Below are 26,318 nucleotides of genomic sequence, written 5' to 3'. Positions count from 1 at the left end.
GCCAGCCCCTGCGCCATTCACGGCGCCACGCAGTCTGCAAAGTAGGTCAAGCGACCGTTTTCGTCCTCCAGCTCGACCAGCCCGTGGATGTCGGTCTCGAAGCCCGGGCACATCAGCGCGAACTCGCGCGCGAACTTCAGGTAGTCCACGATCTTGCGGTTGAACACCTCGCCCGGGATGAGCAGCGGAATGCCGGGCGGATACGGCGTGATCAGGCTGGTGGCCACGCGGCCTTCCAGCTCGTCGATCGGCACGCGCTCGACCTGCCGGCGCGCGATGCAGGCGTAGGCATCGGCCGGGATCATGGCGGGCTTCAGCTCGGACAAGTACATGTCGGTGGTCAACCGCGCGATGTCGTAGCGGGCGTACAGCTCATGCACGTGCTGGCACAAGTCGCGCAGCCCCATGCGCTCGTAGCGGCGGTGCTGGGCGCAGAACTCGGGCAGGATACGCCACAGCGGCTGGTTGCGATCGTAGTCGTCCTTGAACTGCTGCAGCGCGGTCAGCAGCGTGTTCCAGCGGCCCTTGGTGATGCCGATGGTGAACATGATGAAAAAACTGTACAGGCCGGTTTTTTCAACCACCACGCCGTGTTCGGCCAAAAACTTGGTGACGATGGCCGCCGGAATGCCGCTCTTGTCGAACTTGCCGTCCAGGTTCAGGCCCGGCGTGACGATGGTGGCCTTGATCGGATCGAGCATGTTGAAGCCCGGCGCCAGCTTGCCGAAGCCGTGCCAGCTCTTGCTCTTGGCCGTGCCGTTCTTGATGATCCAGTCGTCGGCGCGGCCGATGCCCTGCCCGACCAGCAGGTCCGGGCCCCAGACCTTGAACCACCAGCCGCTCTCGCCATAGTCGGCCTCGACCTTGCGCATGGCGCGGCGAAAGTCCATGGCCTCCAGCAGGCTCTCCTCGACCATGGCCGTGCCGCCGGGCGGCTCCATCATGGCGGCGGCCACGTCGCAGCTGGCGATGATGCTGTACTGCGGGCTGGTCGAGGTGTGCATCAGGTACGCCTCGTTGAACAGGTAGCGGTCCAGCTTGACGTTTTGCGAGTCCTGCACCAGCACGTGGCTGGCCTGGCTGATGCCGGCCAGCAGCTTGTGGATCGACTGCGTCGAATACACCACCGACTGCCGGGGCCGCGCGCGCTTCTTGCCCATGGCGTGGTAGGTGCCGTAGAACGGGTGGAAGGCCGCGTGCGGCAGCCAGGCCTCGTCGAAGTGCAGGTTCTCCACGTAGCCGTCCAGCTGGTGCTTGATGGTTTCGGTGTTGTAGAGCACGCCGTCGTAGGTGGACTGCGTGAGCGTCATGATGCGCGGCTTGACGGTATCGGCGTCCACGTGGCGCAGCAGCGGGTTGGCGCGGATCTTGGCCTTGATGGCCTCGGGCTCGAACTCGCTCTTGTGGATCGGGCCGATGATGCCGAAGTGGTTGCGCGTGGGGCGCAGAAACACCGGGATCGCCCCCGTCATGATGATGGCGTGCAGGTTGCTCTTGTGGCAGTTGCGGTCGATCACCACCACGTCGCCCGGCGCCACGGTGTGGTGCCACACGATCTTGTTGCTGGTGGAGGTGCCGTTGGTGACGAAAAAGCAGTGGTCGGCGTTGAAGATGCGCGCCGCGTTGCGCTCGCTGGCGCCGATGGCGCCGTTGTGGTCCAACAGCTGGCCCAGCTCTTCCACCGCGTTGCAGACGTCGGCGCGCAGCATGTTCTCGCCGTAAAACTGGTGGTACATCTGGCCGATGGGCGACTTGAGGAAAGCCACGCCGCCCGAATGCCCCGGGCAGTGCCAGCTGTAGGAGCCGTCCTCGGCGTAGTCCAGCAGCGCCTTGAAAAACGGCGGCTGGATGCCCTCCAGATAACTCTTGGCCTCGCGCACGATGTGCTTGGCCACGAACTCGGGCGTGTCCTCGAACATGTGGATGAAGCCGTGCAGCTCGCGCAGCACGTCGTTGGGCAGGTGCTGGCTGGTCTTGGTCTCGCCGTGTAGGTAGATCGGCACGTCCTCGTTCTTGCGCCGCACCTCGGCAATGAAGTTGCGCAGGTTTTGCACCGCGGTGTCGGCCTCCGGGTCGCCCCCCAGCTCCTCGTCGTCGATCGACAGGATGAAGGCGCTGGCACGGCTTTGCTGCTGGGCGAACTGGCTCAAGTCGCCGTAGCTGGTGGCGCCGACCACCTCGAAGCCCTCGTCCTCGATGGCCTTGGCCAGCGCGCGAATGCCCAGCCCCGAGGTGTTCTCGGCGCGGTAGTCTTCGTCGATGATGACGATGGGGAAGCGAAACTTCATGGCGATCGGCCTCCGGCCGGGTGTCGGGTAAAAGAGTGAAGCCGCGAAGTGTACGGAAAACACCGGCGCGGCAACCCTGTGATCCCGCACTTGGCCGACAATTCAATCGCGCACAATGGGTTGACGCAAACAGGAGGACTTGATGGCGGAATCAACGCTGTGGTGGATCATCACCGGCGTCCTGGTCGCGCTCGAGCTGGCCACCGGCACCTTTTATCTGCTGATGCTGGCCATCGGCTCGATCGCCGGTGCGCTGGCCGCGCACGGGGGCCTGGGCACCCAGGTGCAAATGGCCGTGGCGGCCGTGGTGGGCGGCGTGGCGGTGTTCGCCTGCTATCTGGTGCGCCGCCGCCGCCCGGGCGATCCGTCGCCGCGGGCCGACCGCAGCGTCAACCTGGACGTGGGCGAGGTGGTGCAAATTGAGCACTGGCAAGCCGACGGCACGGCCCAGATCCGCTACCGTGGCGCGCCGTGGACAGCGGTGTTTCGCGGCCGCGCCGCGCCCGCACCTGGCCGCTACCGCGTGGTCGAGCTCGAAGGCAGCCGCCTGATCGTCGAGCCGGCGCCCGGCCCGCTCGATCATTGAAATGCCAGTGGTTCAGCGGGCCAGCCCCTGAACATCACACTCAACCATCCATTGAAAGGATCACCCCACATGTCTGTTGCCCTCATTCTGCTGGTTATCGCCGTCATCTTCATCACCCGCTCCATCAAGGTCGTGCCCCAGCAAAACGCCTGGGTGGTCGAGCGCCTGGGCAAGTACCACGCCACGCTGGCGCCGGGCCTGAACTTTCTGGTGCCCTTCATCGACCGCGTGGCCTACAAGCACGGCCTGAAGGAAATCCCGCTGGACGTGCCCAGCCAAGTCTGCATCACGCGCGACAACACGCAACTGCAGGTGGACGGCGTGCTGTACTTCCAGGTCACCGACCCCATGCGCGCCAGCTACGGCGCCAGCAACTACATCGTGGCCATCACCCAGCTGGCGCAAACCACGCTGCGCAGTGTGATCGGCAAGCTGGAGCTGGACAAGACCTTTGAAGAGCGCGACATGATCAACGCCCAGGTCGTGGCCGCCATCGACGAGGCCGCGCTCAACTGGGGCGTGAAGGTGCTGCGCTACGAGATCAAGGACTTGACGCCGCCGGCCGAAATCCTGCGCGCCATGCAGGCGCAGATCACCGCCGAGCGCGAAAAGCGCGCCGTCATCGCCACGTCCGAGGGCAAGCGCCAGGAAGAAATCAACCTGGCCGAAGGCCAGAAGCAAGCCGCCATCGCCAAGTCCGAGGGCGAAAAGCAGGCCGCCATCAACAACGCCCAGGGCCAGGCCGCCGCCATCACCGAAGTCGCCAACGCCACCGCCGTGGCCCTGGCGCGCGTGGGCACCGCCATCCGCCAGCCCGGCGGCAGCGAGGCCGTGCAACTGAAGGTGGCCGAACTGGCCGTGGACGCCTACAGCAAGCTGGCCCAGGAGTCCACCACCACCCTGGTCGTACCCAGCAACATGACCGAAGTGGCCACCCTCATCAGCTCCGCCATGAAGATGGTGCAGGTGCAGCAGCGCAACGAGGGCTGATCGCCGCTGATCGAGCGACTGCGGCGGTTCGCGCCCCTGCGGAGACGCTACAATGCATGGTTTCGCGGAGAGGTGGATGAGCGGTTTAAGTCGCACGCCTGGAAAGCGTGTGTGGGTTAATAGCCCACCGCGGGTTCGAATCCCGCCCTCTCCGCCAGATTGAAAGCCAAGTGATTGATTTCACTTGGCTTTTTCTTTGGTCATTCACCCTCCGCCCAAACACCCCTCAAAAGCACGTTGCTATGGCGTGCTCGGGCTTCAAGCCCTTGAGCGTAGTTGATCGCGTAGAACCATCTGGCTTGTAGCACGTCAACTCGTCATCTCCGTCTGTGGGGTACTGAGCCTCGTAGGACTTGCCTTCGATCGTGAATGGCATCGTGTACATGCCGTACCTTTTGAGCCTACTTAAGCAGGTTTTGAACGTAGGGCAACACCATCGGCGCAACACTCGCGGCCAACGTATAGGCGCTTTCCCCAGCCTTCTTGATCTTGTCTAGGCTGTCTGCAATCTCAGCAGTCTTCTTGATTGCTGCGCCAGTGCGGGCAAGCAGGCTCTTTGCCGGTTCGGAGGCATTTGCATGTTCCGCTTCAACGCGAGATTTCTCGACGGTGTACGCCCCGGCTACTTGATGCAATGCCTCCTCAATCAACTTCACGCCTTGCACGCGGTACAGCTTCAACGCGGTACGGATCGCGTCGATCTGCCGCCGGATGAAGCCGCGTAGGTACGGTGTCATTTCGGTGTCTTGCAAGCTCGCCTCTAGCGAGTCAAGTTCGCTTCGTAGCGCTGCAAGTTCGTCGTCGGGCATATCGTCTTCCGACTCGTCCCGAAGCGTCCAGTTCGCCCAAGCAAATGACAGTCGATTCTCGGGTTTTGATGCCTCTTCACGTAGGCCGTTCCACGCTTGATTGATGTATGCGGTGGACGTGATATTGCGAAAGCGGGTGAGGCCCGGGTGCATCAGGTTTTCAGGTGCTCCGATGGCTTGCAACTTTGACCGTAGCAGCTCGATTTCCGAACGTGTGGCTTGAAGGCAAGTCACTACATCGTCCTCAAGATGCGGGCTGTCGGGCGGCAGTTCAAAGACCTCCGCCCACACTTTCGTCATCGAAATATCGTTGCTCCGTCCGTTGCCCACAAGACGGTCATAAATTGAGCCTCTCTTGAATTTTGAGTGGGCGGAATCGAGGGTGTTTTGGTTGCTGGCCGGGGTCAAGGGCAGGCGAAGCCCGGCGCAGCGAACCCTTGACGCTGGCCAGCAACCGGTACGCTGTCGTCTTGGCCGATGCGGCACGTTGACGCATCGGCCATGACAAACAGGGAGCGATTCGCATGCATGACAAGTTGTTCGAAGCGGCGCTCGGCATCACGCAGCCGTGGTTCGTTGCCGGCGTCCGCTTCGACGAGGCCTCCAAGGTCTTGACGGTGGGTATCGACTTCACCGCCGGCAGCTGCTTTGCCGTCGAGGCGGTGGCCGGCGAGCATCCGGTGCACGACACCGTGACCAAGGTCTACCGGCACCTGAACTTCTTCCAGCACGAATGCGTGCTGCAGGTGCGCACGCCGCGCGTGAGGCTGCCCGACGGGCGGGTAGCGCTGATCAAGCCGCCGTTCGCAGGTAAACTCTCGGGCTTCACGCTCTTGTTCGAGGCGCTGGTGCTGATGCTGGCGCCGCAGATGCCGTTTGCGGCGGTGGCGCGCATCGTGGGCATCTCGGCGTACCGGGTGCTGGCCATCTGCCGTCGCTATGTCGAGTTGGCGCTGGAGGCCGCCGATTTCAGTGACGTCACCGCGTTGGCCATCGACGAGACCTCGCGCGCCAAGGGCCACGACTACATCACGCTGGCCGCCGATGCGCAAAAACGCCGAGTGCTGGCCGTGACCGAAGGACGCGATGCCAAGACGATCACAACCATCGCTGGCGAACTGGCCAAGCACGGCTGCCCGCCCGAGCAAATCGACTCGGTCAGCATCGACATGTCGCCGGCGTTCATCAAGGGCTGCACCGATGAGTTGCCCAACGCCCGCATCACGTTCGACAAGTTCCACGTCGTCTGGCATGCCAATGCGGCCGTGGACAAGATGCGGCGCATCGAGCAGCGCAGCGACAAGTCGCTCAAGGGGCTGCGCTGGTCGCTGCTGAAGGATCGCGCCAGTCTCAACCCCGAGGCCGCTGCCGATCTCGATGCGCTGGTCGCCAGGATGACCACGGTGCGCACGGCTCGCGCCTGGGTCTACAAGGAACGGCTGCGCGAGATCCTCGAGCGCAAGCAGATCAACGTCGTGCGCTCGATGCTCGAGCACTGGTGCACCTGCGTCATGCGCTCCAAGGTCGAGCCGATGAAAGACGTCGCCGCCCTCGTGCGGCGTCACATCGAAGGCATCGTCGCCTGGGCACAAACCCGCCAGACCAATGGCTTCCTCGAAGCACTCAACGGCCTGTTCCAAGCCGCCAAGCGCCGAGCCCGCGGCTTCGCGACCTTCAACACGATCAAGGTCGTCGTCTTCCTGATCGCCGGCAAGCTCGACTTCCATGCCGTCAACCCTCATGCCCGGTAACCCACTCGATTTTCAACAGAGCCTAAATTGAAAGAAGGCGTCCCGCAGTGTTCATCACGCATCCTGTAAAAAAATGCAAGATTATTCAGCATGTTGAGTGCAATGCAGTCCGGCTGCAACCGATTGAAGGCGACAAAATGGACAGCCGTCATCGCGACATCGCCCGCGGGCAATGGGATGGAGAGCCTATAATTTTTCGACGCGCGTCGGGCCCGCCCGGCGTGCGCAGCTGGGGGTGCCGCAGCGCCGCGCGCAAGTGCAGCAAAGCGGCTGAGAGCAAACCCTTCGAACCTGACTGAGATCATCCTCGCGCAGGGAAGCCAAGGCGATCGGCCGCATACGCTTGCCGGCGCGCTTTCATTTCCTGCCATCGCAACGGAGCACACCGATGGCAAACCCTTCTTCATCCGACACCGCGCACGGCGCGGCCCAGGCCATTGGCGCGCACGAGCGGCGCTTTGGCGTGCTGGACCACGCGGCGCTGTGGTTCAGCATGGGCGTGGGACTGCTGGTGATGCAGGTGGGCGCCAGCCTGATGCCGGCGCTGTCGGCGCGCGACGCGCTGCTGGCCATCGTGGCAGGTTCGCTGCTGGGTGCGGGCCTGCTGGCGTGGGTGGCATCGCTGGGCGCGCGCCACGGGTTGTCCAGCTCGGCACTGATCGGCGCGGCGCTGGGGCGCTCGTTTGCGCTGCTGCCGGTGGGCCTGAACGTGCTGCAGCTGCTGGGCTGGACGGCGTTCGAGCTGGTGGTGATGCGCGACGGCAGCGCGGCCCTGCTGCATCGCATGGGCCTGGGCTCGGCGTGGTCCGGCTATGCCATCACCCTCCTGTGGGGCGCCTTGCTGTTTGCCCTGGCCGCCGGCTCGATGGTGGGTCTGGTGCGGCGCTTTGTCAGCCGCTTCGGGCTGCCACTGGTGGTGCTCTCCTTGATCTGGCTCAGCTGGCAGTTCGGCCAGCGGCTGGCCGCGCAGGGCTTTGCCGCGTGGTGGCACAAGCCCGGCGCGGGCGGCATGACGGCCCTGCAGGCGCTGGACCTGGTGATTGCCATGCCGGTGTCGTGGCTGCCGCTGGTGGCCGACTACGCCCGCTATGGACGCAGCGCGCGCGGCACCCTGGGCGGCACCTGGCTGGGCTATGCCGTGGCCAACCTGTGGTGCTATGGGCTGGGCGTGGTGGTGCTGGCCACGGCCCCGGCCGATGCGGATTTGATGGCCACCATGCTGCTGGCGCAAGGCGGGCTGATCGCCCTGGGCTTCATCCTGATCGACGAGGTGGACAACGCCTATGGCGACGTGCATTCGGGCGCAGTGTCGGCGCACTTCCTGTCGCGCTCGCGCTGGACCATTCGGCGCCTGGGCGTGGCTCTGGCCGCTCTGGCCACCGCTGCGGCGCTGGTGCTGCCCATTCACAGCCTGGAGCCCTTCCTGCTGCTGCTCAGTTCCGTCTTCGTGCCGCTGTTTGGCGTGGTGCTGTCCCAACTGGCGTTTGGCGCCCTGCCCGCGCGCGCCGGCGTGCGCTGGGGGCCAGCGCTGCTGTGGCTGGCCGGCATCGCCTGCTTTCACCTGGGCGGCATCTACTGGCCGCAGTGGGGTTCGGCGCTGCCCTGCCTGGTGTTCACCTTGATGGGTGGTTTGCTGATGCGCGCTTTGCCGCAAGGTCCGCAGACGCCGGCTGTCGGCGCGCGCTGATCACCAGGCCCCGCGGTGCTCGGGCACGCGGCGGATCAAGGGCAGCGCCAGCAGCAAGAGCACCGCCTGCCCGGCGTAGACCCAAGCCTGCATCTGCCCCGGGTCATGGGCTTTGGCAAGCACGGCCGTGGTGATGGCCACCGTGGCGATCGTGCCCAACTGCAAAAACAGAGTGCGCAGTGCAGCCAGCGTGGACGCACTGCGCGGCGCCAGTTGCAGGCCGGCATTGCGGCTGGCCGGGTTGACCACGCCAATGCCCGCACCCACCAGAAACGCCCCGCCCAGCAGCCACGGATAGGGCCCGATGGCCGCCGGCGGATGCACGGCCAGCACGCCCAGCCCGGCGACGATGGCGCAAGCGCCCACCCACATCGGTCGCCGGTAGCCGCTGCGCCGCAGCCCCCACGTGGCCGCCAGCGACAGCGCGATGGCGGCCACGCCCTGCGCAATCAGCAGCGTGCCGGCGGCCAGCGCGTTCATGCCATAGCGGTTGGCGGCATACAGCGGAACCAGCGCCACCGCGCCAATCGTCATGCCCCCAAAAATGGCGTTGACCCCATTGACCGGGCCAAAGCCCGCGCCCCAGATCAGCGTTGGTGCGATGAAGGGCTGGGCCGCACGCTGCACGTGGCGCACAAACAGCCCCGTTGCCAGCAGCGCCGCAGCCAGCAGGGCCCAAAAGCCCCAGGGCCCGGCAACGCCTGCCGGCGCGCCCAGGGCGTTGGTGGAAAACATGGCCGCCAGCACCGCCACGCCCATCAGGCCCATCCCGACCCCATCCATGGTCTGGCCCGCCGGATGATCCTTGGGCGGATCGCGCGGGATGAAGCGCCAGGCCAGCCCGAAAATGAGCAGGCCAATCGGCACGTTGACGAAAAACACGCCCCGCCAGGACCAGTAGGTAACGAACAACCCGCCAAAGATCGGGCCGATCATTGCGCCGATCGGGAAAATGCTGCCGAACAGGCTGACCGCGCGATCGCGAGCGTCGCCAAAGTGGTCCACGATGATGCCCGTAGCCGAAGGCGTGAACCCCGCACCACCCCCCGCCTGCAACACGCGCAAGGCGATCAGCACATGGATGTCCTTGGCCAGGCCGCAGCCCAGCGAGGCCAGCGTGAACACCGCCACCGACCCCATGAACACCCGCCGGCGCCCAAAGCGCTCGCTCAGCCGTCCCGAGATCGGCAGCATGAGCACGAAGCCGAACGAATAGGCCGTCAGTGTCCAGCCGGCCCAGATGATCGAGGTGTCCAGGCCGGTTTGCAGGGCGTGCAAGGCGGTGGCGACAATGGTCGAGTCGATCGACATCATCATCAATGCCAGAGCGACGATGCCGACAACCAGCACGCGCCGGACGGGTGGCGCCGCGGGTGATGCGAGCGCATGGGCGGTGTTGCTGCGGGCGGCGGTGGGCACTCGGCAAGCATATCGGCAGTTCACGATGCCTGCTCTCGACGTGGCCTGGCGGCCAGCGCCCCGGCGCCCAAACGGGCCGACCCATGGCCACCCGAACGGCCCCATCCGGTTTCAACTTCCGTTGAAGGGTGAGCCACTGCTTGTGGCATCAGCGCCGCATCAGCTCACGCACCGACTGGTAAAGCCGGTCGGAGCCGAACTGCGGATTGTTCGGATCAAACGCGAAGGGATTGGCGGGCTCGCGCCCCGGCGCGACCGGATGCAGGAAGAACGACAGCGTGCGGGCACCGTGCTGGCGATGATCGTCAAACACCTGGCCCAATTCATCCGCATTCAAGCCGCGCAGCGGATGAAACTCGGTCACGCTGTAGCCCGGCTGGCGCGAGCGGGCCAGCCAGTCGAAGAAGGACGCGTCGTCGGTGGCCTCGCCGTACAGGTTGATGCCCAGATGCACCTGGCCAAAGGGCAACAGCGACTGGCCGGCGGCAAAGCGGCTGGCGTCCCAGCCGGCCTTCTCGGCCGGGTAGATCTGCTGCGTGCGGCGCGGCACGTCGGCCAGGCAGGTGGTGGCCAGCAGGCGGTCGAAGTGCTCCAGGTAGGCCACCACCTGGCGGGCGCGAAAGTCGTCCCACAGCGGCACCAGCGGGTTGTAGAACAGCGCGCGCTCGTCGGCCGGCGCGTCGATCCAGAAAGCCACCTGCGGCGACACCGGCGCCATGGGCGGCAGCTCCATGCGCATCGGCAGCGCCGCGGGCGGACGCTGGTCGCGCCCCATGACGTTGATGTGACGCGTGCCCAGGTGCTGCAGGCGGCCGTCCATGCCTTCCAGCGCCACGTCCAGGCGGTGGCGCCCCAGCGGCAGGCCGGCAAAGTGCAAGTCATGACGCCAGCCCAGCCGGGCCGTGCCCAGCTCGGGGCGCTCCTGGGCGACGTCCTGCCGCACGAAGCGCGCCTGCACGCGGCCCACCCACTGGCCGTCCAGGTAGATGCGCACCCAGGGCGACTGGCCCGCGGGCCGCGCGCCGTCGTGCACCCAGCCGCTCACGGCCACGCGGCCCGCCGCCGCGTCGTCAATGTGCTGCCAGAAGTTGTCCAGCCGCTCGCGGTGAATGTCGCGCGAGGGCGGCTGCACGGCAGCAAAGTCGCCGAAGCTGGAACCCAGATAGGCGTTGAGCGCGGCCACCGTGCCAAAGCGCTGGCGCAGCGCGGCGGCAAAACCGGCGCGCGAGGTGGGCGAGTAGTCGGTGACGACATAGGGCCGGTCGGTGCCCATGCCGGTTTCAAAGTCGGGATAAAGCTGGTGCGTCTCGCCCAGCAGGTTGATGCCCACCAGGCGCTGGCGCGCGGCCGCGGGCAACTGGCACAGCGCGCCGCTGACCGCGCGCATGGCCTCGTCGCGCCGCTCGGTGATGGGGTTGTCCAGCCGCGCCACGCTCCAGGGGTACATGGGCACGCCCATGTACCGGTCCACCGGCAACGGCCCCTGCGGCGTTTGCGCCAGGTTGGCCGCATCGCGCGCCAGCTCGGGCTCGATCGGCGCGCGCTCCGAGAAATGCGACGAAAACAGGTACAGCACCACCGGCCGGTCCACGCCCTGCACGGTGCGCGCGATGCGCTGCAGCGCCGTGCCATCGACCGCCCAGCCCCCGGGCGCCTGCGCGTCGGGGCGAAACAGGTTGAGCAGCGGCACCACCAGGGTGTAGCCGACCTGCAGGCGCCCGTCCGGGCTTTGGCGCGGCCCCAGAGCCGACAGGATGCCCTCCACCCGGGCGGCGGCCGAGCCCTGGGCGCCAGTGCACGCGACCTCCAGCGGGGCGCCGGGGTCGGCCAAGTCCAGGCAGTCGCTCAGTCCGCCGATGGCCGGCGCCAGCAGCAGCGGACGCTCGCCGCCGCGCCACAGCGCGATCGACAGCGCGGCCAGCGTCAGCACGATGGCCAGCGCCAAAACGCCGCACGCCCAGCGCACGCCGCGGCCGGTCGCGTCGGCGTTCAGGTCTTGCACCATCGCCTCAGAAGCCGCCAAAACGCAAGGCGACACCGGCGGCGACAAACGCCACGCCCAGTGCCGTCACCGCCAGCACATGTCCGGCCATCAAGGGCAGCGTGGCGGGCGTCAGCCGCGGCAGCACGCGCAGGCGGGCATGCACGGCCACGGCGGCGGTGGCCAGCAGCAACCCCAGCTTGAGCGCGATGGCATGCGCCAGCGGCGACTGCGGGTGCAGCCACTGGCCCACGTCGGGCACCAGCTGGTGGGCCATCCACACCCCCGTGACCACCTGCAGCGCCAGCGCGGACATGCCCAGGCGCTCGAAGCGCTGCTCGAAGGCCAGCAGTTGCTCGGGCGCGCGCTCGCGCACGATGCGCGGCAGCCAGCACACGGCAAGCACCAGGTGGCCGCCCACCCAGATGGTGGCGCCCAGAACGTGCAAAAAGAGAATGACCGCGTACATGCATCGGATCGGCAATGAGGCCGATCCGATTATCGGGGATGCCCCATGCACTCAGAACGTCGCTTGCACCCCCACGCGCAGGCTGCGCCCCGGCAACGGCGCACGCCCGAAGGCGCTTTGCGTCAGGATCGAGCTGGCGCTGTAGGCCAGGCGGTTGCTCAGGTTGTCCACCCGTGCGTACCACTGCAACTGCGCGCGGCCCAGCTTCTGGCGCCAGGTGACGGAGGCGTTCCACAGGGTGTAGCCGGCGGTGACGCGGTTGCCTTCGGGCACGCGGTGCTGCGCCATGCTGTGATCGAACCCAAGGCGAACGCCCCATGGCCCGTCGGCCCAACGCAGTGTGGCGCCCACGCGCGCTGGCGCGATCAGCGGCAGCGGCTGGTTGGTGCTGGTGTTGGTGGCGCGCACCAGATCAGCGCGCAGGTCCAGGTCCAGCACCGAAGTGCCCTCCCCGCCACCCGCGCCGCGCCACACGCCCTGCTGCCCCAGCAAGCGCACCGTGCCACTGGCTTCCAGCCCGGCAAAGCGCGCCTTGACGCCGGTAAAGACGTATTCGGGCAGATCGCCTTCGCGCGTGGCGCCCGTCGGCAGCAGACCGATGTAGTTGCCATAGCGGCTGGCGAATGCGGTCAGGGCAAAGCGGTGCGCGCCGTCCTTCCACTTCACGCCTGCATCGATGCTGGCGGATTTTTCCAGCCCCAGACCCGGGTTGCCCTGCTCCCAGGCCCCGGTGGCCAGGTGCGGACCGTTGGCGAACAGCTCGGAGTCCTTGGGCGCGCGCTGCGTGTAGGCCAGGTTGCCGGTGAGTTGCCAACCGGACGCGACGTTGACCAGCGCCCCCACGGCACCGCTGCCGGGCGTGAAGCGCCGCGTGCCGGTGGTGAAGCGGTCCGTCTCATCGCTGCCCAGCGAGCGCACGCGCACCTGCTCGGCACGCGCGCCAAACGTCAACTTGCCCCAGTCGGTACCCAGTTCTTCCTGGGCGAACAGCGCCGCCGTTCGCGTCCGGCTGGTGGGCACAAAGGCCTCTTCGCCCAGGGCCGAAAATTCGTTGCCCTCCCACTGCAGGCCCCACACGCCTTGCAGGCGCCCGAGCGCGCGGTGGCGCGCCTCCAGCCGCAGCTCGTTGCCGCGGTTGGTGAACACCGTGCCGGCCTCGCTGCCCTCGTACTCGGTGTGGCGATAGTTGCCATGGCTGAACTGGCCGCGCACGCTTTCAATCAGGCCGCCGGGGTTGCGCCACAGGCCTTCCAGCGCGGCGCGGGTGGAGCGCATGCCGATGGTCACGTCTTCCTCGGCCACGGTGCCATAGTCGCTGCGGTAGCCGGCCAGCGATGCGCCCAGATAGCCGCGGTCGAAAAAGGCCGTGCCGCCCACGGCACCGCCCGATGCCCGGTTGGCCGAGTTGCAGATGCGCCGGGCCAGCGCGGGCGAGCCGGGCCGTGTGCACTCCAGCGCCACCGGCACCGCCGTGTCGCCCGCATTTCGCGCGAAGGCATCGACGTGCAGCGCGTAGCGGTCGTTGCCCCCCTCGATCAAGGCGGCACCGGCCTTTTGCGCATCGCCACTGCTCCAGGATGCATCGGCGCGCCCGGTGACGCCGCCCTCGGGACCGGCCACCGGCTCGCGCGGGATGCGGTTGTCAATCACGTTGACCACGCCGCCCTGGGCGCTGCCACCGTACAGCAGCGCAGCCGGGCCGCGCAGCACCTCGACACGCTCGATGGCGAGCGGATCGATCGGCGTGTTGTGGTCGTAGCTGAGCGATGAGGCGTCGAAGCTCGCGCCGCTGTTTTGCAGGATGCGCACGCGGTCGCCGTCCAGCCCGCGGATCGACGGCCGCCCGGCGTTGGGACCGAAGTAGGAGCTGGACACGCCCGGCAGCTCGCGCAAGGTATCGCCCAGCGTGGCCGCGCGTTGCAGCAGCAGGTTCTCGCCCGACAGCGTGCTGGCGGGGGCAACGATTTGCTCGGCGCCCAGCGGGTTGCCGGTGACCGTGACTTCGGACAGGGTGGGCGCAGCGGTGGCATCGCTGCGCGGCGGCGCATCCTGGGCGCGGGCGTCCAGCGCGGTCAGCGTGGCCGCCAACGATCCGCACAGGGCGGCGGTGCGCCAGCGGGGGCGCGGGTGAGGGGCTTTGAGTTTCATGATTGAAAAGACAAGGTTCGGGTGGAGGCCGATCCGGCGGCGCATGTGCAGCCGGCGCCAAAACCGCAGGGGATTTGTGCGAGCACGGCGAGGGCGCCATCGGTAGCGCCCAAAAGCGCCAGGACGGACGCAAGCTGCCGCAGGGCGGCGCGCCGGGTTCAGGAGTGAGGCGAGATCAGGCGGCCAGCGGCGGCGCGCGCGCGCTGAAATGCGGCACCAGGCGCGCCGCCCAGGCGCGTTGCACCCAGCGGGGTGCCGGGCTGGGTGCGCCCAAGGCCGGCAGGTCGGCGACGGCCACCGCGGGGGCGTGATCGCCGCCGGCCGATTGGTCGTACAGCTTGCAGGCGCCGGGGTCGTCGTGGCGGCCGAGCAGGCGCTCGATCCAGCCGGCATGCGCCGGACGCCCGTTGTCCACGACCGCCACCGGCGCCCACTGCGCCAGGCCGCGCGCATGCAGCACGCTGTGCGCCAGCGCCAGCCACTGCGCGCCCATCATGCAGGCGAGCAGCAACCCGATCCAGCAGTTGAGACGAAGGCGGCGCACGGCCCGCACTGTAGCGGAGCGGGCCGGGGCGCCCGAAGCCGGTGGTCTCAGCGCGCCCACTCGCGGAAGGTCTTGCGAAACTTGGCCACCTTGGGCGCGGCCACGGCCATGCAATAGGCCTGCTCGGGATTGCGCTCGAAGAAGTCCTGGTGGTATTCCTCGGCCGGCCAGTAGTGGGACAGCGGCAGCACCTCGGTGACGATGGGCGCGCCGTAGTACTTCTCGCGCGTCATCTCGGCGATCATGTCCTCGGCCAACGCCTGCTGCGGGGGCGTCAGCCAGTAGATGCCGCTGCGGTACTGCGCGCCCACGTCGTTGCCCTGGCGGTTGAGTTGCGTCGGGTCATGCACCAAGAAGAATATCTCCAGCACCTGGCGCAGGCCGATCTGCGCGGGATCGAACGTCAGCTTGATCACCTCGGCGCAGCCGGTGCGGCCGGTGCAGACCTGCTCGTAGGTCGGTTGCGTCGCCTGGCCGTTGCTGTAGCCCGATTCGATGTCGAGCACGCCGCGCACTTCCTTGAATACCGCCTCGGTGCACCAGAAGCACCCGCCGGCCAGCACGATGGTTTCGTTGGCGCTCATGTCACTTTCCAATCCGGATTCATTCCTTACACCGCACAGGCTGCGGCAACCATACTCCGATTTCGAAAGGCCGCGGAGCAGGCCACGCCAGCAAACGCCGTGGCCGGACCTGCGCCGGCCACTGGCGTTGTCTCCCCTCCCGCAGAGAGAGGGGGGAAGACGCGAAGCGGCACAGGGGGGAGTTCATGTCACTTCGATGCTGTACACGCCCCAGGGGCAAGCGGCAAAGCGCTCCTTGAGCGGCTTGTCCTTGAACGCTTGCAAGCGATCCGCGTCATACACCGCCCATTGCGGGCCCAGGCCGCCCAATGCCAGGGGCTCGCCGTCCAGGCTCAGGGCGACGATCATCTTCCAGGCGCGCGCCTCCGCCAGCGTGACCGGCGCCACGTAGCCATCCACTGCGCGCAGGCCCAGGCGCAGCTCGCCCGCGCCGTCCGCGCCGGCGGCCTTGAGCACGTCTGTCAGCAGCGGGCCGGCGAGCGTGTGCACCTTGCCGTCGTACTCCAGCGTGGGCTTGATGGTCTGGACCGGCAGGCGGCGCAAGGCCGCGCTGGTGAAGACAAAGGCCGTGTCAAAGCGCACGCCGTGCTTGCCCATGAACTGGTCGAGCGCAGGGTCGAACGGCCCGCGGTTGCTGCGCGCGACGGCGCCACTGACGGTGAGCAGCCCCGGCGCGCCACCCGACGCACGCGCCGCCCGCGCCGTGGCCGGCCACGCACCCGCGAGCGCCGCCGCACCCAGAAAATGACGCTTGTCCATGCTCGATCCCTTCTTCTGCCCAGCGCGCCGAATGCGCCGCCAAGCTGCAATCCATCATGCCACGGGTACGCGACCGGCGGCGCCGACAATGCCTGCATGACCGATACAGACACCTTTGCCGCAGTCACCCCCGATTTCGTCCAGGACGCGCTGGCAGCCATCGGCCTGATGGGCGACGGGCGGCTGATGCCGCTCAACTCCTACGAAAACCGCGTCTACCTGGCGCCCCTGGAGCCCGGCACGCCGCTGGCCAGCACGCACCCGGCCGTGGTGCTCAAGTTCTATCGCCCTGGGCGCTGGAGCACGGCGAAGATCGAGGAGGAACACGCCTTTGGGCTGGAGCTGGCGGCCGGCGACGTTCCCGTGGTCGCCCCTTTGATGATCGATGGCCGCACCCTGCACGGCCACGGCGGGCTGCGCTTTTCGGTCAGCCCCCGGCGCGGCGGGCGCGCGCCCGAGCTGGATGACGACGAGACGCTGGAATGGATCGGCCGCTTTCTGGCCCGGCTGCACACGGTGGGTGCGCGCCAGCGCTTCGCGCAGCGCCCCGCGGTCGACCTGGCCAGCTACGGCGTGGCTCCGCGCCAGTGGCTGCTGGCCCACGGCGCCCTGCCGCTGGAGGTGGAGCGCGCATGGGCCGACGCCAGCCAGGATGTTATCGATTTGATAGCTGGCAGCGCTTTGTCAGAGCCGGCCAACGGCACAATGGATGGGCAATCGAGCGCCATCGCCCGCGTGCGCCTGCACGCCGACTGCCACCTGGGCAACATCCTGTGGACACCCACCGACCGCCCCGGCGGCGGCCCGCACTTCGTCGACCTGGACGACTGCCGCAGCGGCCCGGCGGTGCAGGACTTGTGGATGCTGCTGCCCGGCGAGCGCGCCGAGCGCCAGCGCGCGCTGGTGATGGTGCTGGACGGATACGAGCAGGTGCGCCCTTTTGATCGGCGCGAGCTGGCGCTGATCGAGCCGCTGCGCACGCTGCGCCTGATCCACTACAGCGCCTGGCTGGCGCAGCGCTGGAGCGACCCGGCCTTTCCGCTGGCCTTTCCGGACTTCGGCAGCGTGGCCTACTGGCGCGGCCAGATCGATCTGCTGCGTGCGCAGGCCGAGGCCATCGAGGAGCCGCCGCTGGTGGCCTGAGAGCCTGAGAGGCCATTGTCCATGCCCGCCTTGCACGCCAAAACACCGCCACTCTTCGTTGCAAATACTCGCCATAGCCCGAGCTATGGCTGCGTTTTGCGCCTCGATTGGTGGTGTTTTGACGCGCCTTTCGGGCGCGGCCAATGGCCTCTCAGGCTCTGATGCGGGTGCCAGCCGGATTTCTTCGGGTACATTTAATAACCTACCGGTCATTAAATGCAGCCCACCAGCCCCGCCCTCGCCGACGCGCCCGAGCGCGCCCGCCGCAGCCGCCGCAAGCAGGCGCGCCCGGGCGAGCTGCTGGACGCGGCGCTGGCCCTGTTCGTCGAAAAGGGCTTTGCCGCCACCCGGGTCGAGGAAGTGGCCGCGCGCGCCGGCGTGTCCAAGGGCACGCTGTTTCTGTACTTCGCCAGCAAGGAAGAGCTGTTCAAGGCCGTGGTGCGCGAAAACGCCAGTCGCCACCTGGCCGAGGCGCTGCGCGAGTTGGAGGGCTTCAATGGCCCCAGCGCCGATTTGCTGCGCGAATTCCTGCGCCGCTGGTGGCTGCTGTATGGCGGCACGCCCGCTGCGGGCCTGACCAAGCTGATGCTGAGCGAGGCGGCGCATTTCCCCGAGCTGGCGCAGTGGTTTCAGGACGAGGTGGTGCAGCCCAGCCACGAGCTGCTGCGCCGCATCGTGCAGCGCGGCATCGACCGCGGCGAGTTCCGCCCGGTGGACGTGCCGCGCGTCGTGCACCTGATCGTCGCGCCGCTGGTGCAGATGGTGACCTGGCGCCTGACGCTGGGGCACTGCTGCCCCTACACCCACGAGGACCAACCCATGGCCCTGATCGATTTGCACGCGGATTTGCTGATTCGCGGCCTGACCCCATGACCCGCCGAAACCTCATCTGGCTCATCGTGGCGCTGGCCGTGCTGGCCGCGGCCGCCCTGGGCTGGCGCGGCCTGCGCGCGCGCCAGGCCGCCCAGCAAACGCAGGCGGCGTCGGCCACCGCGCCCGTGATCGAGCTGCGCGCACTCGACGTGGCGCCGGTCGAGCTGCGCGATCTCACCATCAGCCTGCCGATCTCGGGCAGCCTGCGCGCCGTGCGCTCGGCCTTCGTCAAGGCGCGCGTGCCGGGCGAGCTGATCGGTCTCACGGTGCGCGAGGGCGATCGCGTGCAGGCCGGCCAGGTGATCGCGCGGGTGGAATCGACCGAATACGACGAACGCATGCGCCAGGCCCAGCGCCAGGCCGAGGCCGCGCAAGCCCAGGTGGCCATTGCCCAGCGCCAGTACGACAACAACCGCGCGCTGGTGGATGAGGGCTTCATCTCGCGCACCGCGCTGGATGCCTCGGCCGCCAGCCTGGACGCCGCCCGCGCCACCGCCCGCGCCGCGCAGGCCGGCACCGAGGTGGCGCGCAAGTCCGTGAACGACACGGTGCTCAAGGCCCCCATCAGCGGCCAGATCGCCCAGCGCCTGGCACAGCCGGGCGAGCGCGTGGCGCCGGACGCGCGCATCGTCGAGATCGTCGATCTGAGCCAGCTGGAGCTGGAGGCCACGCTCAGCCCCGCCGACTCGGTGGCGGTGCGCGTCGGCCAGAGCGCCAGCTTGAGCATCGAAGGCGCCAGCGCGCCGGTGCCGGCCACGGTGGCGCGCATCAACCCCAGCGCCCAGGCCGGCAGCCGTGGCGTGACGGTGTACCTGACCGTGCAGCCCGAGCCGGGCCTGCGCCAGGGCCTGTTTGCCCAGGGCACCCTGGCTGTGGGCCAGCAGCGCGCGCTGGCCGTGCCGCTGTCCAGCGTGCGCACCGACAAGCCCGCGCCCTACGTCCAGCTGGTCGAAGGCACGGGCGACGCGGCACGCGTGGTGCACCGCGCAGTGACGCCCGGCGAGCGCGCCGTGATCGACGGCGAGACCTGGGTGGCCGTCACGGGCCTGGCGGCCGGCAGCCGCGTGCTGCGCGGCGCGGCCGGCGCGCTGCGCGAAGGCACGCGCGTGCGGCTGGATGGCAAAGCCGCCGGATGAGCACCCCGTCAACTCATTTTTTGATAGCTGTTTGCGCTTTGTCCACAAGCGCTGGCGGCTGATTTTCTTTAAAAATCCATCGAAGCGCCTCCACCATGTGGTTCACCCAGGTCAGCCTGCGCAACCCCGTCTTCGCCACCATGGTGATGCTGGCCTTTGTCGTGCTGGGGCTGTTTTCGCTGGCACGGCTGCAGGTGGACCAGTTTCCCAACGTCGATTTGCCGGTCGTCGTGGTGACGACCGAATACCCCGGCGCCGCGCCCGGCATCGTCGAGAGCGAGGTGACCAAGAAGATGGAGGAAGCGGTCAACTCCATCGCCGGCATCAACGCGCTGTACTCGCGCAGCTACGAGAGCCAATCGGTCGTCGTCATCGAGTTCCAGCTGCACATCAACGGCCGCAAGGCCGCCGATGACGTGCGCGAAAAGGTCGCCCAGGTGCGCCCGCTGCTGCGCGAGGAAGTGAAGGAGCCGCGCGTGCTGCGCTTTGACCCCGCCAGCCGCGCCATCTGGTCGCTGGCCGTGTTGCCCGAGGCGGAGCAAGGCAAGGCCGCCGCAAGTGCTGGCGGACCGACCCAAGGCGCGAGCGCCCCCGGAGCCGGCGCAGCCGCGACCCCCTCCTCTGCCGGGGGCAGCGCACCCCGCGCAGCGGGCGAGCGAGGCAGCTCCGTTTCTCCCGTCGAGCTGACCAGTTGGGCCGATCAGGTCTTGAAAAAGCGCCTGGAAAACGTGCGCGGCGTGGGCGCGGTCAACCTGGTGGGCGGCGCCAAGCGCGAGGTGCACATCGACCTCAACCCGCCCGCCATGGAGGCGCTGGGCGTCACGCCCGAGCAGGTCATCAACGCCGTGCGCGGCGACAACCAGGACGTGCCGCTGGGCACGCTGCGAACGGCCACGCAGGAGCTGGTGGTGCAGCTGGACGGGCGCATGGAGCGGCCCGGCGACTTCGAGCGCATCATCGTCGCGCGGCGCGGCGCATCACCCATCTACCTGAGCCAGGTCGCCAGCGTGCGCGACGCCGCGCAGGAGCAGGACACGCTGGCGCTGTACAACGGCCGCCCCACCCTGCTGCTGACGGTGCAAAAGGCTCAGGACGAAAACACCATCGAGGTGGTGGACGGGCTGGAGCGCGCGGCCGTGGCCTTGCAGAGCGAGCTGCCCGCCGGCGTGCGCCTGGTGCCCATCCAGGACAGTTCGCGCCCCATCCGCGTGGCGGTGCAGAACGTGCGCCAGACCCTGTTCGAGGGCGCGATCCTGACGGTGCTGATCGTGTTTCTGTTCCTCAACTCCTGGCGCAGCACGGTCATCACCGGCCTGACGCTGCCGATCTCGATCATCGGCACCTTCTTTTTCATGCAGGTGTTCGGCTTCACCATCAACATGATCACGCTGATGGCGCTCAGCCTGTGCGTGGGCCTGCTGATCGACGACGCCATCGTGGTGCGCGAGAACATCGTGCGCCACGCGCACATGGGCAAGAACGCCTTCACCGCCGCGCTGGAAGGCACGCGCGAGATCGGGCTGGCGGTGCTGGCCACCACGCTGTCGATCGTGGCGGTGTTTCTGCCCATCGGCTTCATGCAGGGCATCATCGGCAAGTTCTTTCACGAGTTCGGCCTGACCATCGTCGCGGCGGTGCTGATCTCGATGTTCGTCAGCTTCACGCTCGACCCCATGCTGTCCTCGGTGTGGGAAGACCCGGCCATGCACGGCGCCGGCGCCAAGGACCGGCCCAGGACCTTCTACGACAAGACCATCGGCCGCGTCACCGGCTGGTTCGACCATGCCACCGACCGGCTGGCCGAGGGCTATCAGGTCATCCTGGGCTGGGCGCTGGTGCACCGGCTGCTCACGCTGGTGATTGCCGCGGGCATCTTTGTCGCCAGCGTTTTCATGGTGCCGCTTTTGGGCACCGAGTTCGTGCCCAAGGCCGATTTTTCCGAGACCAACGTCGCCTTCTATACGCCGCAAGGCTCCTCGCTGGAGGCCACCGCCGCCAAGGTCGAGGTGGTGGACGAAATCATCCGCGGCTTCCCGGAGGTGCGCTACACCCTGGCCACGCTCAACACCGGCGCGGCGCTGGGCAAGACCAACGCCAGCATCTACATCCGCCTGACGGACCGCCGCCAGCGCCAGCGCAGCGCCGAGCAGATCTCGGCCGTGTTGCGCGAACGCCTGCGCGCGGTGCCCGGCATCACCGTCACCCAGGCCGGCCTGCTGGAGCCGGTGGGCGGGCAAAAGCAGATCGAGTTCTCGCTGCAAGGGCCCGACCAGGCCGAGCTGGAGCGCCTGGCCGGGCCCCTGATGGAGCAGCTGCGCGCCATCCCCGGCCTGGTCGATCTGGACAGCAGCAGCAAGCCCGACAAGCCCACGCTGGACGTCAATGTCAAGCGCCAGGCCGCGTCCGAGCTGGGCCTGTCCACCGCGCAGATCGCGACGCCGCTGCGCACCCTGCTGGCCGGCACCACGGTGGGCAACTGGCGCGCGCCAGACGACCAGACCTACGACATCATCGTGCGCCTGCCCAGGTCGGCCCGCGCCACGCTGGCCGACATCGAGCGCCTGCCGCTGGCCGCCGGCCTGAACGCGGACGGCACGCCACGCATCGTGCGCCTGAACCAGGTGGCCACGCTGGTGGAGAGCACCGGCACCAACCAGATCAACCGCCGCGCCATGCTGCGCGAGATCCAGATCACCGCCAACACCTGGGGCCGCGCCACGGGCGAGGTCTCGGGCGACATCCGCACCGCCTTGCAGCGGATGAACCTGCCGCCGGGCTACAGCTACAGCTTTGGCGGCGCCACCAAGAACATGCAGGAGTCCTTTGCCTACGCCGTGCAGGCGCTGGCCATGGCCATCATCTTCATCTACATGATCCTGGCCAGCCAGTTCAAGAGCTTCTTGCAGCCCATGGCGCTGATGACCTCGCTGCCGCTGACCTTGATCGGCGTGGTGCTGGCGTTGCTCATGTTCGGCTCGGCGATGTCGATGTTCTCGATCATCGGCGTCGTCATGCTGATGGGCCTGGTGACCAAGAACGCCATCCTGCTGGTGGACTTTGCCATCCGCGCACGCGAAGGCCGCGCAGGCGAAGGCGGACACGACGCGCCGCTGCCGCGCGATCAGGCCCTGCTGGCGGCGGCCCGCGTGCGCTTGCGGCCGATCCTGATGACCACGCTGGCGATGGTGTTCGGCATGGTGCCGCTGGCCTTTGCCGTGTCCGAAGGCTCCGAGCAGCGTGCGCCCATGGGCCAGGCCGTCATCGGCGGGGTCATCACCTCCTCGCTGCTCACGCTGGTGGTGGTGCCCGTGGCGTATTGCTACCTGGACGACCTGGCCGGCTGGCTCAAGCGCCGTTTTGGCCAAAAGCCGGCGGCGGCTGACCGATAATGTGAAGTTGATTGAAACACCGCTTTGGAGCCTTTGAGATGAACGTCGAACAAGCCCGTTTCAACATGATCGAGCAGCAGATTCGGCCGTGGGACGTGCTGGACGCCCGCGTGCTGGAGTTGCTGGCCGTCGTGCGCCGCGAGGACTTCGTGCCCCCCGCGCACCGCGCGCTGGCCTTTGCCGACCTGGAGCTGCCGCTCAAGCCCGGCGAGGACGCCGTCGCACGCGGCCAGGTCATGCTGGCGCCCCGCGTCGAGGCGCGCATGCTTCAGGACCTGCAACTGGCCAAGCACGAGAAGGTGCTGGAGGTGGGCACGGGCTCGGGCTTCATGGCCGCCCTGCTGGGCCACCGCGCCCAGCGCGTCTTGAGCCTGGAGATCGACAACGAACTGGCGCAGACGGCCCACGCCAACCTGCAACGCGCGGGGGCCCTCAACGTGGAGGTGCGCGCCCTGGACGCCGCCCATGCCGACCTGTCCAGCGACGGCCCCTTCGACGCCATCGTGCTGTCGGGCTCGGTGGCCGAGCTGCCGCAATCCATGCTCGATCTGCTCAAGCCCGGCGGGCGCCTGATGGCCATCGTGGGCGACGAGCCCGTGATGCGCGCCACCCTGGTGCAGCACGCCGGCGCCAGCCTCATCAGCACCCAGCCCTGGGACACCTGCGCGCCGCGCCTGCTGAACTTCCCCGAGCCCGCGCGCTTTCGCTTCTGAATCACACCGCCGCCCGCAGCCGATTCATGATCGAGCAAGTCACCCCCGCCGACCTGGCCGCCTGGCTTGAAGCGGCCGCCGGCCAGGCACCGCTGTTGCTGGACGTGCGCGAACCCGCCGAATGCCGCGTCGCCAGCGTCCGGCCCGACGGCGCCGAGTTGCGCCAGTGGCCGATGCACACCGTCCCGGCGCGCCTGGCCGAACTCGATCGCGAGCAGCCCATCGCCGTACTGTGCCACCACGGTGGGCGCAGCATGCAGGTCGCGCTGTTTCTGCAACAACACGGCTTTGTCCGCCTGGCCAACGTGGCCGGTGGCATCGACGCATGGTCGCTGCAAGTCGACCCCGCCGTGCCCCGCTACTGAAAGCCTCCGTGAAGCCGACATCCCCGCGCCACTGGCACGCGCTCGCCCTGGCTGCCCTGCTCGCCGGGGCGGTGCCCGCTCAAGCCCAATCGCTGCTGCAGCTGTACGAGAGCGCGCGCGGCTACGACGCCAGTGTGCAGTCGGCGCTGGCCCAGGCGCAGGCCGCCCAGGCCCGCGCCGACCAGGCGCGTGCCGGCCTGCTGCCGCAGTTGGGCCTGCAGGCCGGAGCGCAGCGCAATGTGGCGGACACCCGCGTGGCCACCAGCCAGATCAATCGCTCCTACAGCGTCTACAACGCCGGCTTGGTGGGCACGCAGCCGCTGTACCGCCCCGCCAACCGCATTGCCTGGGACCAGGGCAAGCAGGCCTTCGAGTCGGCGCGCGTCAACCTGGCAGGTGCCGAGCAGGATCTGATCGTGCGCCTGGCGCAGGCCTATTTCGACGTGCTGGGCGCGCAGGATGCGCTGGCCTCGGTGCAGGCGCTCAAGACCGCCGTCAGTCAACAACTGGCCGCCGCCCAGCGCAACTTCGAAGTCGGCAACGCCACCATCACCGACAGCCGCGAGGCGCAGGCGCGCTTCGATCTGGCGGTCGCGCAGGAGATCGCCGCCGAGAACGATTTGCACGTCAAGAAGCTGGCGCTCGACCAGTTGGTCGGCCAGGCCGGCGTGCAGCCGCTGCCGCTGGCCAAGCCCGTCACCCTGCCCGCCCCGCAGCCGTCCGACGTGAGCAGCTGGGTCAACCAGTCGGCCGAGCAACACCCCGGCGTGGTGCAGGCGCGCATGGCGCTGGACATCGCCCGGCTGGAGACCGACAAGGCCCGCGCGGCCGAAAAGCCCACGGTCGATCTGCAAGCCAGCCTGGGGCAAACCCGCTACCCCGACGGCAACCCCGGCATCGCCGCCGCCCCGACCACCAGCGCGCGGGTCAACAACGCCAGCATCGGCGTGGTGCTGAACTGGCCGCTGTTTGCCGGCTACGCGATTGAAAACCGCGTCAAGGAAACCCTGGCCCTGCAAGACAAGGCGCGCTCGGACCTGGACGCGCTGCAACGCAGCGTGGCGCAAGCCACCCGCGCGGCCTTCTTCGGCGTGCAGTCGGGCCTGTCGCAGGTCAAGGCGCTCGAAGCCGCCGAGCAGTCCAGCCTGACCGCGCTGCAAGCCAACGAGATCGGCTACCGCGTGGGCGTGCGCATCAACATCGACGTGCTGAATTCGCTCACCCAGCTCTACCAGACCCAGCGCGACCTGGCGCGTGCGCGCTACGACGTGCTGGTGGGCGGCCTGCGGCTGAAGCAGGCGGCCGGCGCGCTGTCCAGCGACGACGTCGCAGGCGTCAACGCCCTGCTGGCCAGCAGCGCCAAGCCGTAGTCACTCCACCGACCGGGTCGGCGCCTGTCGCTTTTGCTCGGGCGCCTCTTCCAGCGCCGCCTCCAGCCACAGCGCCGCCACGAAGCGCTTGTTGAACGCCAGCCACAGCAAAATGGGCGTCACCGGTGGCAGCATCAGGAAGCCGAACTGGTAGCCATAGGCGATGGCGTTGAGCGTCAGCGGTGAATACCCCAGATAGGCCGCGCCATAGGGCCCCGAGGTCAGCGCCACGTCGCGCAGCCACTGAAAGCAGATGCCCCAGGCCTGTGCCGGAATCAAGAGCAGCGTGCCGATCAGGCCCTTGAGCCACCAGCGCTCGGTGCGCGAGGCCAGCAGCATGGCCCACAGCAGCACCAGGCCATAGCCGTAGGTGGGGTAGCTTGCCTCCGGCGCCAGCTCACCCAGGCGGTCGCCCTGGGCGCCGGGCACGCGCACCTGCACGAAGGTGTGCAGCACGGCCGTCACGCCCTCCTGCGACCAGGAATCCACCCACGAGAAGGCGGTCTTCATCACCGTACCGGCCAACCAGATGGCCGGCGCGGCAAACCATTGCGCCGCCCAGTACCACAGCGGAAGCAGCACGATCAGCCACAGGATGGACAGCAGCAGAAAGCGGCCGATCAGCGTGGTGCGCATGGCGGCGATTCCTTCAATGCGCCGGTGCGGACGGCGGCGCCGGCCGGGGATCGCGCTTGGCCACGAAGCGCATCCACAGCAGCCACACCACCAGCACGTCCAGCATGATCAGCGCCTGCCACATGTACAGGTGGGCAAACTCGAACACCTTGAAGTTCCACTGCCCGATGAAGAACAGACTGACGATGCGCAGCAGGTTGACCGCCTGCACCGCGATGAAGCCCAGGCCGATGCCCCAGGCCTTCATCGCCCAACTGGACGGAAAAGCCAGCATGGCGGCCACCAGCACGATGCTGGCCTCCACCCCGTTGCAGCCGGCCTCGATGGACACGCCAAAGCCCGTCTTGGCGCTTTGCAGCACCCGGTCGTACGAGATCACCGACGGATCGATGATGTGCACGATGGCCGCGCTGGCCTTGGCCAGCCAGCCGGTCCACGGGTGCACCACGGCGGCTTGCACTGGGTTGAGCATCTCGATGCCGAACAGCACCGCCTGCACGGTCAGAAAGATCAGGAAAAAGCGTTTCAAGTCATCACCCTCGGCATGGGCCAGCTCCAGCATGCGCGCGCCATTGCCGTGGCGCCCCGCGTTCGTTCGGCAAGTGTAATGGCTTGTGTGTGCGGCGCCGAAGCCAACCACCTCGCATTTGCCCCGCGGCAGCGAGGCGCCACTCGCCA

22 protein-coding genes, 1 tRNA gene and 1 riboswitch are annotated in these 26,318 nt (G+C 68.0%); of the genes, 12 read left to right on the top strand and 11 right to left on the bottom strand.

Features of this window, described 5'->3' with window-relative positions:
* Positions 1-17 precede the first annotated feature (17 nt).
* Positions 18-2,288 carry an Orn/Lys/Arg decarboxylase N-terminal domain-containing protein gene (locus U1F38_RS11260; RefSeq protein WP_409987153.1) on the bottom strand — a complete coding sequence of 757 codons (2,271 nt, stop codon included), beginning with the start codon at positions 2,286-2,288 and terminating at the stop codon, positions 18-20.
* Positions 2,289-2,430: 142 nt separating this feature from the next.
* On the opposite strand from U1F38_RS11260, the gene U1F38_RS11255 reads away from it, so the two are divergent.
* From U1F38_RS11255 to U1F38_RS11245, 3 genes are all read left to right on the top strand, one after another.
* Positions 2,431-2,874 (top strand): NfeD family protein, encoded by a 444-nt coding sequence (locus tag U1F38_RS11255; protein WP_409987152.1) that lies wholly within the window; start codon positions 2,431-2,433, stop codon positions 2,872-2,874.
* A gap of 69 nt (positions 2,875-2,943) precedes the next feature.
* The gene (locus U1F38_RS11250) at positions 2,944-3,864 is read left to right on the top strand and encodes an SPFH domain-containing protein (RefSeq protein ID WP_409987151.1); all 921 of its coding nucleotides are present in this window, start codon (positions 2,944-2,946) and stop codon (positions 3,862-3,864) included.
* Positions 3,865-3,930: 66 nt separating this feature from the next.
* Positions 3,931-4,021: transfer RNA gene (locus tag U1F38_RS11245), tRNA-Ser, on the top strand.
* A gap of 244 nt (positions 4,022-4,265) precedes the next feature.
* On the opposite strand, the gene U1F38_RS11240 is transcribed toward U1F38_RS11245, so the two are convergent.
* Positions 4,266-5,081: a hypothetical protein gene (locus tag U1F38_RS11240; RefSeq protein ID WP_409987150.1), complete on the bottom strand. Its 816-nt coding sequence runs from the start codon at positions 5,079-5,081 to the stop codon at positions 4,266-4,268.
* A gap of 116 nt (positions 5,082-5,197) precedes the next feature.
* Between U1F38_RS11240 and U1F38_RS11235 the strand changes: the two genes are divergently transcribed.
* Entirely contained in the window at positions 5,198-6,424 is a 1,227-nt protein-coding gene (locus U1F38_RS11235) for an ISL3 family transposase (RefSeq protein WP_409985275.1), read from the top strand.
* A gap of 221 nt (positions 6,425-6,645) precedes the next feature.
* Positions 6,646-6,759, top strand: a riboswitch (TPP riboswitch).
* A gap of 53 nt (positions 6,760-6,812) precedes the next feature.
* Positions 6,813-8,111 (top strand): purine-cytosine permease family protein, encoded by a 1,299-nt coding sequence (locus U1F38_RS11230; RefSeq protein WP_409987149.1) that lies wholly within the window; start codon positions 6,813-6,815, stop codon positions 8,109-8,111.
* Here U1F38_RS11230 and U1F38_RS11225 read toward each other — a convergent pair whose 3' ends face one another.
* From U1F38_RS11225 to U1F38_RS11195, 7 genes are all read right to left on the bottom strand, one after another.
* Positions 8,112-9,530 carry an MFS transporter gene (locus U1F38_RS11225; protein WP_409987148.1) on the bottom strand — a complete coding sequence of 473 codons (1,419 nt, stop codon included), beginning with the start codon at positions 9,528-9,530 and terminating at the stop codon, positions 8,112-8,114.
* 148 nt (positions 9,531-9,678) lie between these two features.
* Positions 9,679-11,535, bottom strand: coding sequence for a hypothetical protein (locus U1F38_RS11220; protein ID WP_409987147.1), 1,857 nt, complete (start codon positions 11,533-11,535; stop codon positions 9,679-9,681).
* A gap of 4 nt (positions 11,536-11,539) precedes the next feature.
* Entirely contained in the window at positions 11,540-11,980 is a 441-nt protein-coding gene (locus U1F38_RS11215) for a CopD family protein (RefSeq protein WP_409987146.1), read from the bottom strand.
* Between the two features lie 51 nt (positions 11,981-12,031).
* Positions 12,032-14,128, bottom strand: coding sequence for a TonB-dependent receptor (locus U1F38_RS11210; protein ID WP_409987145.1), 2,097 nt, complete (start codon positions 14,126-14,128; stop codon positions 12,032-12,034).
* 175 nt (positions 14,129-14,303) lie between these two features.
* A complete protein-coding gene (locus U1F38_RS11205) occupies positions 14,304-14,672 on the bottom strand; it encodes a hypothetical protein (RefSeq protein ID WP_409987144.1) in 369 nt (122 codons plus the stop codon).
* Positions 14,673-14,719: 47 nt separating this feature from the next.
* Positions 14,720-15,256 (bottom strand): peptide-methionine (S)-S-oxide reductase MsrA, encoded by a 537-nt coding sequence (gene msrA, locus U1F38_RS11200; protein WP_409987143.1) that lies wholly within the window; start codon positions 15,254-15,256, stop codon positions 14,720-14,722.
* Positions 15,257-15,439: 183 nt separating this feature from the next.
* Positions 15,440-16,015 (bottom strand): molybdopterin-dependent oxidoreductase, encoded by a 576-nt coding sequence (locus U1F38_RS11195; protein ID WP_409987142.1) that lies wholly within the window; start codon positions 16,013-16,015, stop codon positions 15,440-15,442.
* A gap of 96 nt (positions 16,016-16,111) precedes the next feature.
* Here U1F38_RS11195 and U1F38_RS11190 point away from each other — a divergent pair, with 96 nt between their 5' ends.
* From U1F38_RS11190 to U1F38_RS11160, 7 genes are all read left to right on the top strand, one after another.
* Complete coding sequence (locus U1F38_RS11190) at positions 16,112-17,158, top strand: serine/threonine protein kinase (protein ID WP_409987141.1); 1,047 nt, start codon at positions 16,112-16,114, stop codon at positions 17,156-17,158.
* 216 nt (positions 17,159-17,374) lie between these two features.
* On the top strand, positions 17,375-18,031 hold the full coding sequence (locus U1F38_RS11185; RefSeq protein ID WP_409987140.1) for a TetR family transcriptional regulator: 657 nt from the start codon (positions 17,375-17,377) through the stop codon (positions 18,029-18,031).
* The gene (locus U1F38_RS11180) at positions 18,028-19,167 is read left to right on the top strand and encodes an efflux RND transporter periplasmic adaptor subunit (RefSeq protein WP_409987139.1); all 1,140 of its coding nucleotides are present in this window, start codon (positions 18,028-18,030) and stop codon (positions 19,165-19,167) included. The genes U1F38_RS11185 and U1F38_RS11180 overlap by 4 nt, the downstream gene beginning before the upstream one ends.
* A 95-nt stretch (positions 19,168-19,262) precedes the next feature.
* The gene (locus tag U1F38_RS11175; RefSeq protein ID WP_409987138.1) at positions 19,263-22,556 is read left to right on the top strand and encodes an efflux RND transporter permease subunit; all 3,294 of its coding nucleotides are present in this window, start codon (positions 19,263-19,265) and stop codon (positions 22,554-22,556) included.
* A 38-nt stretch (positions 22,557-22,594) separates the two neighbouring features.
* The gene (locus tag U1F38_RS11170) at positions 22,595-23,269 is read left to right on the top strand and encodes a protein-L-isoaspartate O-methyltransferase family protein (RefSeq protein ID WP_409987137.1); all 675 of its coding nucleotides are present in this window, start codon (positions 22,595-22,597) and stop codon (positions 23,267-23,269) included.
* 26 nt (positions 23,270-23,295) lie between these two features.
* Complete coding sequence (locus U1F38_RS11165; protein WP_409987136.1) at positions 23,296-23,634, top strand: rhodanese-like domain-containing protein; 339 nt, start codon at positions 23,296-23,298, stop codon at positions 23,632-23,634.
* An 8-nt stretch (positions 23,635-23,642) separates the two neighbouring features.
* The gene (locus U1F38_RS11160; protein WP_409987135.1) at positions 23,643-25,004 is read left to right on the top strand and encodes a TolC family outer membrane protein; all 1,362 of its coding nucleotides are present in this window, start codon (positions 23,643-23,645) and stop codon (positions 25,002-25,004) included.
* Here the strand turns inward: U1F38_RS11160 and U1F38_RS11155 are convergent, their stop codons facing one another.
* Both U1F38_RS11155 and xrtH read right to left on the bottom strand, forming a co-directional pair.
* Complete coding sequence (locus U1F38_RS11155; protein ID WP_409987134.1) at positions 25,005-25,640, bottom strand: exosortase H-associated membrane protein; 636 nt, start codon at positions 25,638-25,640, stop codon at positions 25,005-25,007.
* Positions 25,641-25,653: 13 nt separating this feature from the next.
* Positions 25,654-26,169: an exosortase H gene (xrtH, locus tag U1F38_RS11150; protein WP_409987133.1), complete on the bottom strand. Its 516-nt coding sequence runs from the start codon at positions 26,167-26,169 to the stop codon at positions 25,654-25,656.
* Positions 26,170-26,318 lie beyond the last annotated feature (149 nt).

It is taken from the genome of Ottowia sp. (genome assembly GCF_046348305.1).
Lineage (GTDB): Bacteria > Pseudomonadota > Gammaproteobacteria > Burkholderiales > Burkholderiaceae_C > Ottowia.
Note: the sequence above shows the minus strand (reverse complement) of the source record. Positions and strands in the feature narration are given on the sequence as shown.

What these genes read in the sequence shown, in the direction of transcription:
- U1F38_RS11260 (WP_409987153.1), bottom strand. Translation starts at nt 2,288, where the DNA reads ATGAAGTTTCGCTTCCCCATCGTCATCATCGACGAAGACTACCGCGCC.
- U1F38_RS11220 (WP_409987147.1), bottom strand. Translation starts at nt 11,535, where the DNA reads ATGGTGCAAGACCTGAACGCCGACGCGACCGGCCGCGGCGTGCGCTGG.
- U1F38_RS11255 (WP_409987152.1), top strand. Translation starts at nt 2,431, where the DNA reads ATGGCGGAATCAACGCTGTGGTGGATCATCACCGGCGTCCTGGTCGCG.
- U1F38_RS11170 (WP_409987137.1), top strand. Translation starts at nt 22,595, where the DNA reads ATGAACGTCGAACAAGCCCGTTTCAACATGATCGAGCAGCAGATTCGG.
- U1F38_RS11180 (WP_409987139.1), top strand. Translation starts at nt 18,028, where the DNA reads ATGACCCGCCGAAACCTCATCTGGCTCATCGTGGCGCTGGCCGTGCTG.
- msrA (WP_409987143.1), bottom strand. Translation starts at nt 15,256, where the DNA reads ATGAGCGCCAACGAAACCATCGTGCTGGCCGGCGGGTGCTTCTGGTGC.
- U1F38_RS11230 (WP_409987149.1), top strand. Translation starts at nt 6,813, where the DNA reads ATGGCAAACCCTTCTTCATCCGACACCGCGCACGGCGCGGCCCAGGCC.
- U1F38_RS11155 (WP_409987134.1), bottom strand. Translation starts at nt 25,640, where the DNA reads ATGCGCACCACGCTGATCGGCCGCTTTCTGCTGCTGTCCATCCTGTGG.
- U1F38_RS11175 (WP_409987138.1), top strand. Translation starts at nt 19,263, where the DNA reads ATGTGGTTCACCCAGGTCAGCCTGCGCAACCCCGTCTTCGCCACCATG.
- U1F38_RS11165 (WP_409987136.1), top strand. Translation starts at nt 23,296, where the DNA reads ATGATCGAGCAAGTCACCCCCGCCGACCTGGCCGCCTGGCTTGAAGCG.
- U1F38_RS11215 (WP_409987146.1), bottom strand. Translation starts at nt 11,980, where the DNA reads ATGTACGCGGTCATTCTCTTTTTGCACGTTCTGGGCGCCACCATCTGG.
- U1F38_RS11210 (WP_409987145.1), bottom strand. Translation starts at nt 14,128, where the DNA reads ATGAAACTCAAAGCCCCTCACCCGCGCCCCCGCTGGCGCACCGCCGCC.
- U1F38_RS11185 (WP_409987140.1), top strand. Translation starts at nt 17,375, where the DNA reads ATGCAGCCCACCAGCCCCGCCCTCGCCGACGCGCCCGAGCGCGCCCGC.
- U1F38_RS11235 (WP_409985275.1), top strand. Translation starts at nt 5,198, where the DNA reads ATGCATGACAAGTTGTTCGAAGCGGCGCTCGGCATCACGCAGCCGTGG.
- U1F38_RS11190 (WP_409987141.1), top strand. Translation starts at nt 16,112, where the DNA reads ATGACCGATACAGACACCTTTGCCGCAGTCACCCCCGATTTCGTCCAG.
- U1F38_RS11195 (WP_409987142.1), bottom strand. Translation starts at nt 16,015, where the DNA reads ATGGACAAGCGTCATTTTCTGGGTGCGGCGGCGCTCGCGGGTGCGTGG.
- U1F38_RS11250 (WP_409987151.1), top strand. Translation starts at nt 2,944, where the DNA reads ATGTCTGTTGCCCTCATTCTGCTGGTTATCGCCGTCATCTTCATCACC.